This window comes from Massilia brevitalea (assembly GCF_030711405.1).
Lineage (GTDB): Bacteria > Pseudomonadota > Gammaproteobacteria > Burkholderiales > Burkholderiaceae_D > Telluria > Telluria brevitalea.
Window position 1 is genome coordinate 1 of sequence record NZ_JAULSI010000080.1, and the last position, 11,134, is coordinate 11,134.

An 11,134-nucleotide genomic window follows, 5' to 3' on the forward strand; every position below is an offset into this window, starting at 1 on the left:
CAGGCTGCAAACCCATGCCGGAAGCGGGCGTCCGTTTGCCAATGTCCCTTATTCGCTATTCAAGGGCGAGACCAAAGTGAGGGATGGCATTACCGATGACATGGGTCTGATTGAGGTCGAGCACAAAGCAGGAGCGGCCGACTACCGTGTCGAACTTCCAAACGGCGAAGTTTATGCGCTTGCAGCGGTCCCGCAACCTGCGCCTCCTCAAGCACCGAATCACCGCGAACAAACTTTATCGAACATGGGTGCGCGGGCGATTGAAGGCTCGACCGACAGTCGCGTGCACGTCTGACAATCGCTCAACCGATCCCCGAAGGAGGCCGCATGCCTGACCCAATAAAACGTGCCGAAAAAGTCCATATCGACGAGTTGAGTGGCAAGGCCACAAGCACAGTGCAGTGGTTTCTGGAAAACCGCAGCAAGACCCATCCCGTCACCCACAACAACGAGCTCGAGGTTTTCGTTTGTGGCGAGAAGGCGTTCGTGGACATTGCGGAGAAAATCAAGGCGGCCAAGCATTCGATCGACATTTGTTGCTGGGGGTTCGATCCTGGCATGGAGCTGGTGCGTGAAGGACCAGCCTGGCCGCGAGGGGACACCTATGGCGACTTGTTGATTGCAGCAGGCAAGCGACAGGTCAAGATTCGGCTGCTGGTATGGTACAGCAAGATCGGCAGCCCAGCGGCCTTGAACATGCCGGGGCATTCGCATGGAATACATCCATGGCGCCATGTTAGCGGCAGCAGCGAAGCAGAAAAGATCGGCGCCAAGCGAAGCGCATCGCTGATTTTGGAGCATGACAGGACGCCCACGGTGATGCTACTGGCAGCAGGGACGCCAAATCGCGGAACGGGGGCTATGAACGCCGTCACGCCGGAATCGCTTTCGGCAATGGCGCGCGAGGAGTATTGCCATAGCTGGTACAAGGCGGCTTTTGCTGGACTGTTTCAAGGTATCACCATCCAGACCCGCGCTGGTGTTCCGGCGTTCATCGAGAAAAGTCTCGCCAGCGAAAAATACAAGCCCGGCGGGCTTGGCGAACTGGAAGCCGAGCGGGAGGGCATGGTTCGCGTTGGCACCCACCACCAGAAAACGCTGCTCATTGACTACGACTACATGGGCGGCGCCAAGGCGGTTGGCTATGTAAAAGGACTGAACTCGGTGACGGACTATTGGGATACCGAGGATCACCTGATCGAGAATCCAAAGCGCGAATGCGGCGGCAAGCGCGAAGCCGGCGAAGCCGTGCAGGTAGACCAGGGAAAAAGGGCCGATGCCGGCTTTAAAACGTTCAAACCCTATCGGGACTATGCTTGCCGCATTTCCGGCGGCGCCCTCGCCGGCGTGCATGCGAACTTCGTGCGCGCCTGGGGCCGGGCCGGTGGTGACACACTCGCCGATGACCTGGAGACTATTCCGTCGAAGTTGAAACGCAAGGGGATACCGGGCGCGCATTCATCGATCCAGATCATCCGCACCCAGCCCGAAGAACAGGATAAAACCGCCAAGGAAATGTATTTCCTGGCCACCGACACGGCGGCCAATGCGACCGGTTACCTCTATATCGAGAACCAGTACTTCCAGTATCAGGAGTGGGCGGAGCGCCTGATCCAGGCGCGCAAGAACGTCATGGCCCTCTGGAAGGCTGCAGGACCAGCGACCGGCAAGACCAAGGGCGACATGCCGCTGCTGCATGTGTTCATTGTCATGCCCGTGGCCGAACGTGGCCAGATGGTTCCACGCACCTACGACACCCTTGCCGTCCTCGGCCAGCAGGCTGGCATGACCGGCCAGTCGAGCTTGATCGACAAGGAAAACAAACAGGTTCACACCGGCCTGAGTCGCGACGACATGGGACGGCCGACCGGCGCGGTCTATGTGAAACCAACGGTCGTGGAATACGCCAACGGCATCGACAAGCCGAGTATCGCTGCATTGGAGAGCAAGTATGGCCTGAAGGTGGCCGTGGCCATGCTGCAGACCAGCGGCTACGACCAGCGCCGTGTGCGCTATCGCGAAATCTATATTCACTCGAAACTGCTATTGGTTGACGATTCCTTTTTCAGTCTGGGCAGCGCGAACCTGAACCAGCGCAGCATGGCTGTCGACAGCGAAATCAACCTGGCGACGAACGATGCCAGGCGGGCGACGGATTTGCGGCGGAAGATCTGGGGGAAGCTGAGTGGCGGTACGGTCGATGGGAAGAATGGGTCGCCTGGCGAGATTGCACAAGCATTCCGTGACTGGACAAAAACTATGGATGTCAATCTTGAACAAAAACGTAATTCGCAGCCCATGACCGGCTTCCTGCTGCCACTTCAGGATAACCGCAGTGCCACACTGCGGTTGGGCTAACGATGAAACTTTCCTTACCTCGTACGCTCTCCACCATCCTGCTGGCGGCACTTTCTGCATTCTGTCTTTTCAAGGGGTTCAGCGTGGTACACAGCCAATACAAAACGATCCAAGAACTACCCCGTAATGAAGAATTGTCTCTCTTCGATCCGCACCGGCCCGGCTTCGCCTGCGAGATCGAAGCAAGCAAGGTGCCGCCGATTGATGCGCAGGCAGACGCCTGGTTCCGCGAAGCGCAGGCGCTGGACGATCCCGACATGTGGGAAGAGGACCGCGACTACAAGAAGATCGTCCAGTTGACGCGCCAGGCAGCTGAGCGGCAGCACTGGAAAGCCATGGTCAATCTCGCCACCTTGTACCTGGAAAAGCGCGATCCGCCGCATGGAGAAATGGAAGCGCTCGCACTGGTGGAACAGGCGATGCGGCTCGGCATTCCCGCGGCCTACGACCGGATGGGGACCTATTACATGAACGGTGTCGGTGTGCCGGGTGACGCGACCAAAGCCTTTGCGTTCTGGCAGAAGGCTGCAGAGATGGGCAATCCGCAGGCGATGGCCTACCTCGGCGGCAAGATGGCGGCAACCTGGGATAGCCCGCGCGACGGATTTTGGGCAAACATTCCGGTTGCGAGAAAGATGTTGGAGTGTTCGCTGGCCCAGGGATACGGTCCTGCAGCATATAGTCTGTACTACGTTCAGGCATGGCCGCGTGCAGCAGATGGCAAGATCGCAGGACCGCGCACAACCGATACCAGAGCAGCAGCGCTGATGACTTTACACCAAGGTGTGAAGTTCGGTTGTTCTAAATGCGCACGAGATCTATCCTCAGAGTTTCGTAATCCACATGACTTGGCCGACATGCTCGTTCCGTTTCTCGATAGCGCTCGCTCCGAGCGCTACGGGGTACTCAACGACGCTCTCGATAGCAATCCTTTGCTCCGTTTCCCCAACCTGGACAAAGTGCTTCCATTGCCGCCAGCAGCGCTGCCGCCTTGGAATGGCGAAAAGCAGATGCTCATCGATGCCGCAAAAGGTATCATGCCCCGGCCATCAGAACCAAAAGCGAGCACAGCCTCGCAGCAACAAGGCCGGCAGCACCTCGACGCCGCCTACGACTTGCGTCCAAGCGACGACAAGACGATCGGAACCGAAGCGCCATTCGCGGGATACTGGCAAGCGACCGCACCGGCCGAGTCGGCACAGTTGCAAACCTGGCTCGCTAGCGTCGCTCCCGGCCTCTACCAGCCAGGAGAAGCTTTCGACATTCCGCGTTACCCGCAGGAGATGGGCAGAGCGATTCAGGGACTGGTATGGCAGCATTTCCTCACCGTCCGCCACAGCCATGGCGCGGTCGAGCCGCTGGCTGCTGCCGGAATGGCACGCGAAATTGTATACACCGAACCGCACCGGTCCTGCGATGCGCGCACACCTTGCCCGGTCACCGGCACTTGGCAGCCTTGGCTTCCGCTTGAACACCCACTGCGGCACGCAGTTAACCAACCGTGGCGCCAGGTTTGGGTAACGGTCGGTCAGGCGTTCCCGGAGCTGCACGATAATCCTTATCTTCAACTCGATCCGAACGACTTGAAGTGGAACCTGCTGGATAGTGCGGAGCCAAGACTGGCCTAACGGTAAACGCGCTTGCATTCGCCCGATTCCTGGATACCACTCGGACACAACAAGGACCAGCCATGAAGCACATGGGCCGCGGTGTCATCCGCCTCAATGACAAAACTGATCACGGTGGCCAGGTTATCTCGGTTTCATCCGGCACCAATGTGATGGGTACTCAAGCAGCACTTGCCGACGATGTAACCTTCTGCCCCAAGTGCAAAGGGAAGTTTCCAATCAAGCCGGACGGTGCCGGCGCCAAACACAAGGGGCGGCCATACGCCTATGACAACGATCTCACCGCTTGCGGTGCGAAGTTGATCTCCTCTATATGACCAACGTTGGAAGTCCATTCTCAGTTTGAACTATCTTAATCTCGCCAAGGCTTCTTGGCCGGCCTGCTCGCCAGGCCATTTTCGCGGCGCTGACGCAAGTAGATGCGTACCTCATTGGCATCGTAGCCAAGACCTTCCTTCACCATCTCAGCCTTGGCTTCATGTGCCTCAGCCATCAATCGAGACCGCTGTTCGGCCGCCTGGACGGCCTGCGGATTGCGTCGACCATGAACATGCGGGGAGAGACGCCCAGTTCCTGGGCAGCGTATACAACTCGCTGTTTTAGGTCGTCCGGAAGATTCAGTAAGATAGTTGCCATGGAGTGCTCGCATAGGCCGATGCAGTCAAGGTAGTTGCTTTGCAAACGGATTTCAAGCAGCAACGGAAAGGGCAATTGCGATAGTGCCTGTGCTGATCAGGCGAGGTGAACCGAAATCCCCCGCGCCCGATACGGCGCCAGCACCTCCTCCGCCACGCTCTTCATCGTCACCAGCCCCGACAGCTCCTCCAGCGCCATCACGTGGTACGGCGACGCCGTCGCCAGCTTCTCGGGCGAGGCCAGCACGATGGTCTCCGCCGCCGCCGCGCTCAGCGCCCGCTTGACGCCCGCTTCCTCGAAGTCTCCGGTCGTCAGCCCCGCCTCCGGATGCACGCTGCACACGCCCATGAAGTAGACGTCGGCCCGCACCTGCCGGATCGCCTCCACCGTCGCCGACCCCACGCCCACCACCGAATGCTTGAACAGGCGCCCGCCCAGCATGATCACCTCGACCGACGGATGCGCCACCAGCTCCACGGCCACCGACGGACTGTGCGTGATTACGGTCGCGCGCAAGTCCGCGGGCAGGTGCCGCACCAGCTGCGCCGACGTGGTGCCGCCATCGATGAACACCACTTGCCCCGGCTGGATCATCAGCGCGGCAGCGCGGCCGATGGCGCTTTTGTCGTCCACCGCAATCCGCTGGCGCGCCGCGAAATCGCCCATCGCCGGAGAGGCGGGGAGGGCGCCTCCATGCACGCGTTGCAGCAGGCCTTCGCCCGCCAGTTTGCGCAGGTCGCGCCGGACCGTGTCCTCCGAGATGTCGAGTTGAAGGGCAACGTCCTTGGCGACGATCTTGCCGTCACGCTTGAGCAGGTCGAGTAACAGGAGCTTGCGTTGTGAGGTCAGCATGGTTGCACGATGTATCTTGATATTGCACGATTGTGCACGTTAGTATGAAAAAGCGCAAACAACAAGGAGGGTATCGTGCAAGATCACGTTCGTATCCGTAGTGAGCAATTACTTGCCAACGACTGGCACGTGCTGAAGAAAACCACCTTCGACTATCGCCGGCGCGACGGCAGCTGGCAGACGCTGACCCGCGAAACCTATGACCGCGGCAATGGCGCCGTCGCCCTGCTATACAACCGCGCACGCCGCACGGTGCTGCTGACGCGCCAGTTCCGTTTCCCTGCCTACGTCAACGGCCACGACGGCTTCCTGATCGAGGCTGCCGCCGGCCTGCTCGACAAGGCCAGCCCCGAAGCCCGTATCCGCGCCGAGCTGGAAGAAGAAACCGGCCGCCGCGTCGCGCAGCTGGAGCAGGTCTTCGACGTCTTCATGAGCCCCGGTTCGGTCACCGAGCGGCTGCACTTCTTTATTGGCGAATACGACGCCGCCTCGCAGGTCGGGGAGGGCGGCGGCATCGAGGCGGAAGGCGAGGACATCGAGGTGCTGGAGCTCGATGCCGACGCAGCGCTGGCGATGGTCAGGCGCGGCGAGATCATGGACGGCAAGACCATCATGCTGCTGCAGTACCTGCACCTGCATGTGCTGAAGCCGCGCAGCATGATGATCCTGGTTGCCGGCCCCTACCGCTCGGGAACCGATGACGATCCGGCCCGCATTGCGCAGAACGTCGCGGCAATGGAAGCCTGCGCGCTGCCGCTGTATGAGCGCGGCCACGTGCCGGTGCTGGGCGAGTGGTTGGCGCTGCCGGTCGTGCACGCCGCCGGCTCGCAAGCGCCGGGCGATGAGGTCTACGACGTCATCTTCCACCCCCACTGCGAGCGCCTGCTGTCGCACTGCGACGCGGTGCTGCGCATCGGTGGCGCATCGGCAGGAGCGGACCGGATGGTCGCCGCAGCCGAGGGGCGCGGGCTGCTCATCTACCGCAGCCTGGACGAAGTGCCGGCAGTCGAGCCCTGAGCCAACGGGGTCAGGCGTCGACCTGGCTGCGCGCCAGTTCGCACAGGGTGGCCAGCGGCAGCAGCACCAGCGCGGCGGCAGCCGTGAACGCGTTGCGCGTGCCGGCCGCGATCAAGAGGGCGGGCAAGCCGCGTACCATTTGGTCGCCGTATTCGAACGACAGACGAGAGCGTGAAGGCGTGCGCTGCGGCCGAACCCTGCTGCCAACCAGGCAGCGGGCGGCGCCTTCGGACAGCAGGACGAACGGCCCTTCCAGCACCAGTTGGCCGCGCCGCGCGAGCAGTTGTCGGCTGGCGCTGATGATGGCGCCAACGGTGGCACGCCACGGTCTGTGCGCCTGCGCCATGGCGACCGGCAGCGCCGCATGCACACGCAGTTCCAGGCGCGGTGGGCAGTCCCCCGGCAGCCTGATGTCCCATGCCAGCCCGGCGCGCTTCAACAGCACCAGCACCCACCAGCCCGGATCCCATTCTCCCGGATACAGCCCCAGTTTCGCCGAGCCGGGGTAGGCATGGTGGTTGTTGTGCCAGGACTCGCCCATCGTCAGCAGCGAGGCCAGCGCCACGTTGTGCCCCTGCACGGCCGCGCCCTCGACGGTGTGCTGCATGACGCCGTGGTTGTGCGCGAAGTATCCGATCAGCCAGTGCCCGGTCACGCCGGCCGCGATGCGCGCACACACGCCCCAGATCACGAACGGCCAGCCGCCGAGCGCAAACAGCAGCAGGGCCGGCGGCACCTGCTGCAGCATCCAGGTGCGTTCCAGGAAGCGGTAGAAGCGGTCCTGCGCGATGTGGGCGGGGATGGCCAGTACAGGTGGCTTATCGAGCCGCAGTTCGCAATGCAGCTGCCACCAGCCATCCTTCCAGAACCCGCTGCCGTGGCGCAGGTAGTCGTGGCAATCGGGCTGGCGCTGGGCGTAATCGCGCAGGTCGTGCTGGGCCAGCAGGCCGAGCGGCCCGGACAGCCCGACCTGCACGCCCGTGTACACCAGCAGGTATTCCAGCCACCTGGGACAGGCGAAGCTGTCGTGGATGAGTTTGCGGTGGCTGCCGAGCGAGTGCCCGAACAACAGCACGAATGCGGTAGTTACAAGGAACAGGCCGAGTGCGGCCCAGCTGAAGGTCAGCCAGCCGCCGACCAGCGCGACGGCCACCATGCTGCTCCACCACAGCGATTTCACGGGAGCCCATGTGATGTTTCCATGTACAACATTGCCATTGTCCAGAGAGTGCATGCGAGCTCCTTGTCGGTTCAGGTGGGTTTGCGTTTCCTGGCCAGGGCCTTCGATTCGCGCTTGAGCGGCGCGGCCGCGGGGCAGAGTTCGAACATGAAACCGGACAGGCGCGTCGCCAGGCTGTCGCCGTTGAGCGTGTAGTAGACGAATTGCCCGCGCCGCTCGCTCGACACCAGACCGGCGTTTTCCAGCACCGACAGGTGGCGCGAGGTGGCGGGGGCGCTGATCGCCAGCTTCTCGGCCAGCTCCGAGGTGGTCAGCTCGACATGCGAGAGCAGGGCCATGATCTTGCGGCGCGGCAGGGAAGCCAGGGCTTCGAAGGTCTTGTCCAGGTTTGAGTTCATTATTTAATTAACTAATTTGTTAATCGCGATATCGTAATCTGCCTCCATTGTGTTGCTGCGTCAAGCGAAAACGCGTGGGCGGCAAGCAGCGATTCGCTATCCGTGCTACACTGCATGCAGTCGACAAGGTTCTGGTGACCTTGAAGCCGCCCCCGACAGGCCCGCCATGCGAGACGTGTAACGCCGCAAGCGATGATGCCGGAAGGGGTTGTCAATCGAGATACGTTGGTCGAGTTACACAATGGAGCACCGCGCAGATAGCGTGGGTATCCGGAGCGCCGCACCCTGCAGATAGCACGGGCTGGCGCACGATTCAATCTTCGGCGATACATTGAACGAAGCCCGCAGCAAGCGGGCTTTTTTTCCTTTTTCTTTCCTGCGCAGCCGCGGTCTGGCATGCGCCGCATCCTGACCCGCCGCGACGGCGGTTTATTTACCTCACTTCCGGTCCAGTCCCTGCGGGCACTGAATACCGACAGCATTGTTCATGGCGGCGTGGGTATGCCGGCTCGCAGCTCAATCAAGGAAAACCATCATGGCAAAAGAAGAACTCATCGAAATGCAAGGCCTCGTGACCGACGTGCTGCCCGAAATGCGCTTCCGCGTCGATCTCGAGAACGGTCACAAGCTGATCGCCTACACCTCGGGCCGGATGAAGAAAAACCACATCCGTATCCTGGCGGGCGACAAGGTCACGCTGGAGATGTCGCCGTACGACCTGAACAAGGCGCGCATCGTGTTCCGTCACATCGAGCAGCGCGGCACGCCTGCGCCGCGTCCAGGCGGCTTCCAGCGCCGCCGCTGATCCTTCAGCGCACCTGCGGCGAGCCGGGCAGGCTCGCACGCAGGCGGCCCAGCTTGGCCGCATAGCGCTCGCGCGCGTCGATACGCGTACTGTTGTCGCGCGCCAGCGCCAGTTCCTTCACCGCAGCTTCTCCCTCCCCCAATCCCAGATACGCCACGCCGAGCCAGAAATGGAACTCGTCGTTGTACGGCGCCCGCGCCACTTCGCGCGCGAACAGTGACCTGGCAAGCCGCATGTCCCCCGCCCGGTAGGCCGTCATTCCCTGGTTGAACCAGTGGTAGGGCGGCGCCGGATGCAGGCGCTCGATGCGGCGCAGCAGCGCCTGCGCTTCTTCGGGCTTGCCGTTGCCGTCCAGCGCCTGCGCCAGATTCTGCATCACCACCAGGCTGTCCGGCTCGCGCGCCAGCGCCGCGCGGTAGACCCGTTCGGCCATCAGCGGCTTGCCCTTGCGCGCGTAGGCCACGGCCAGCGTGTTGTAGGCCGCCAGCGAGGAGGGCCGCTTCACGATCGCCGCGCGCGCCCACCAGTAGGCGTCCGCGATCCGACCCGCCACCAGCTCTTCCACCGCGCGGTTGTTCATGTAGAGGGCGACGATGTCGTCCTCGCCCAGCTCCCTGCTGGGCAGGCGTGCTGCGTCCTTTGATGCCAGGAAGTCGATCACCAGCGGTTCGGCATTCGTGCTGACGGTGTAGATCCCGGCCGCGCGCGGCGCCAGCGCGATGTTGACGTGCGAGCTGACCAGGTAGAGCGAGCCGTTGCGCTGCCAGGTTTCCTCGGCCTGCACGCTGGCGAAGCGCACCTCCATGCCGAGCGCACGCGCAAAAGCCGCCGTCATGATCACCAGCGACAGGCAGTTGCCCGAGCGCGCGGCATAGGTCTGGGCCGCGGTGCGCGTGACGCTGGCGTCGTAGTCGAGCTGCAGGTCGCTCTTGCTGTACAGGGCGGCCACCAGGCCGCGCGCGGCGCCTTTTTCGCGCAGGCTGGCCTTGAAGGCGGGGCTGTCGAGATGGGCGCGCATCGGTGCGCTCAGTGTGAACAGGGTCGAGGCGTCAGCCGGGGAGGAGGGGGCGGGGAAGGCGGCGTCGTCGAACAATGCCGTTAGCCCGGCCGCGGGGCCGGATGGCGCGCTGGCGCAGCCGGCCAGCAGCACATGCAATAGCGCCAACAGCAGCAAAAACCAGCGTTTCATCGCGCACCTCCGGTGCCAGAATACGGATCGAGTATCCGCCTGGACCGGGACGCTGTCAAAAACTGTTAATGGTCGTCGTGCAGCGCTTCTTCGAGTTCGTCGAGCAGTTCCGCGGTTTCGTCTTCGTCCAGCGACAGGTAGGTGCAGGCGCGTTCGCCGCCCTTGTCCCATTCGACCGAGCCGGCATGGCCCTGGTAGCGGCGGATCGCGCGGTCGGCCAGCAGCGACAGCGCCACCAGCGAGCGGATCGTGTCGTCGGTGCTTTCGTCTTCCAGCACCGGGTAGTCGTGGTGGTGCAGGATGGCCCAGGCCACTTCCGACGACAGGCCCCAGTTGCGCGCCAGGAGCGAGCCGACCTGCGCGTGGCTGGTGCTGTGGCGTTCCTGCTCGATGTCGGTAAACGCGCGCACCGGCTCGGCGCCGGCGTCCTGCAGCGTGGCCTCGTAGTCGGCGAAGCGTTCGATCAGCAGCGGCACGCCGGTGTCGCAGAACAGGCCGAAGGTGTGGGCGATATCGGGCGCGCCGATGCGCAGGCGGCGCGACAGGAACATCATCGCGTACGAACGCTTGGTCGACACGTCCCAGAAGCTGGCCAGGGCCGGATTGTTGGTCGGGATCGCCTGGCGTGCCAGCAGCCCGGTCATCAGGGCGGCCACCTGGTTGATGCCGAGGAAGAGGATGGCCTGCTCGATCGACTTGGCGCGGCGGCCGCCGAACAGCGAGGAATTGGCCAGTTTCAGCAAGGCGCCGGCCATGCCGACGTCGCGCGCGACGATGCGGCCGATGGCTTCCGGCGACGGATCGCTCGATGCCAGTTCGGCTTGCAGGTCGGCCAGCAGGCTGGGACGGGGCGGGATGCGGATCGACTTGATCAGCGCATCGACCTGGTCCACTGCTGCGAGATGGGTCGGTGAGGCTGGCGCCGCAGCGGCCGCAGCGCGCATGGGCATTGCTTTAGCTGCAACTGTGCTCATGAGGGAATGATGCTTTCTGGAAATACCGCAAGGCTGCCACTATAACCGAGGTTAGGTGTTTAGTATCGTGCGATCATATTCCTCGCCGTAGCTGGCC

At 62.7% G+C, this 11,134-nt stretch carries 10 protein-coding genes and 1 pseudogene; 6 read left to right on the forward strand and 5 right to left on the reverse strand.

Going from position 1 to position 11,134, the window contains the following annotated elements:
* The 4 genes from QWL29_RS25775 to QWL29_RS25790 form a co-directional block, all read left to right on the forward strand.
* Positions 1-295, forward strand: a 295-nt coding sequence (locus QWL29_RS25775) for a hypothetical protein (RefSeq protein ID WP_305825713.1), incomplete at its 5' end; no start/stop codon positions are given.
* A gap of 32 nt (positions 296-327) precedes the next feature.
* Positions 328-2,358 (forward strand): phospholipase D-like domain-containing protein, encoded by a 2,031-nt coding sequence (locus QWL29_RS25780; protein WP_305825714.1) that lies wholly within the window; start codon positions 328-330, stop codon positions 2,356-2,358.
* Positions 2,359-2,360: 2 nt separating this feature from the next.
* Entirely contained in the window at positions 2,361-3,986 is a 1,626-nt protein-coding gene (locus tag QWL29_RS25785) for a tetratricopeptide repeat protein (protein ID WP_305825715.1), read from the forward strand.
* A gap of 62 nt (positions 3,987-4,048) precedes the next feature.
* Positions 4,049-4,303, forward strand: coding sequence for a PAAR domain-containing protein (locus QWL29_RS25790; RefSeq protein WP_305825716.1), 255 nt, complete (start codon positions 4,049-4,051; stop codon positions 4,301-4,303).
* Between the two features lie 415 nt (positions 4,304-4,718).
* Here QWL29_RS25790 and QWL29_RS25795 read toward each other — a convergent pair whose 3' ends face one another.
* Positions 4,719-5,474: a DeoR/GlpR family DNA-binding transcription regulator gene (locus tag QWL29_RS25795; protein WP_305825717.1), complete on the reverse strand. Its 756-nt coding sequence runs from the start codon at positions 5,472-5,474 to the stop codon at positions 4,719-4,721.
* A gap of 72 nt (positions 5,475-5,546) precedes the next feature.
* Between QWL29_RS25795 and QWL29_RS25800 the strand changes: the two are divergent.
* Positions 5,547-6,116 (forward strand): annotated as a pseudogene (locus tag QWL29_RS25800) (GDP-mannose pyrophosphatase); the annotation flags it as partial.
* A 385-nt stretch (positions 6,117-6,501) separates the two neighbouring features.
* On the opposite strand, the gene QWL29_RS25805 reads toward QWL29_RS25800, so the two are convergent.
* Both QWL29_RS25805 and QWL29_RS25810 read right to left on the reverse strand, forming a co-directional pair.
* On the reverse strand, positions 6,502-7,671 hold the full coding sequence (locus tag QWL29_RS25805) for an acyl-CoA desaturase (protein WP_305825718.1): 1,170 nt from the start codon (positions 7,669-7,671) through the stop codon (positions 6,502-6,504).
* Positions 7,672-7,742: 71 nt separating this feature from the next.
* Complete coding sequence (locus QWL29_RS25810) at positions 7,743-8,069, reverse strand: ArsR/SmtB family transcription factor (protein ID WP_305825719.1); 327 nt, start codon at positions 8,067-8,069, stop codon at positions 7,743-7,745.
* Positions 8,070-8,604: 535 nt separating this feature from the next.
* Between QWL29_RS25810 and infA the strand changes: the two genes are divergently transcribed.
* On the forward strand, positions 8,605-8,874 hold the full coding sequence (infA, locus tag QWL29_RS25815) for a translation initiation factor IF-1 (protein WP_305825720.1): 270 nt from the start codon (positions 8,605-8,607) through the stop codon (positions 8,872-8,874).
* Between the two features lie 4 nt (positions 8,875-8,878).
* On the opposite strand, the gene QWL29_RS25820 is transcribed toward infA, so the two are convergent.
* Entirely contained in the window at positions 8,879-10,063 is a 1,185-nt protein-coding gene (locus QWL29_RS25820; RefSeq protein ID WP_305825721.1) for a tetratricopeptide repeat protein, read from the reverse strand.
* Positions 10,064-10,128: 65 nt separating this feature from the next.
* Positions 10,129-11,007: an HDOD domain-containing protein gene (locus QWL29_RS25825; RefSeq protein ID WP_305825722.1), complete on the reverse strand. Its 879-nt coding sequence runs from the start codon at positions 11,005-11,007 to the stop codon at positions 10,129-10,131.
* Positions 11,008-11,134 lie beyond the last annotated feature (127 nt).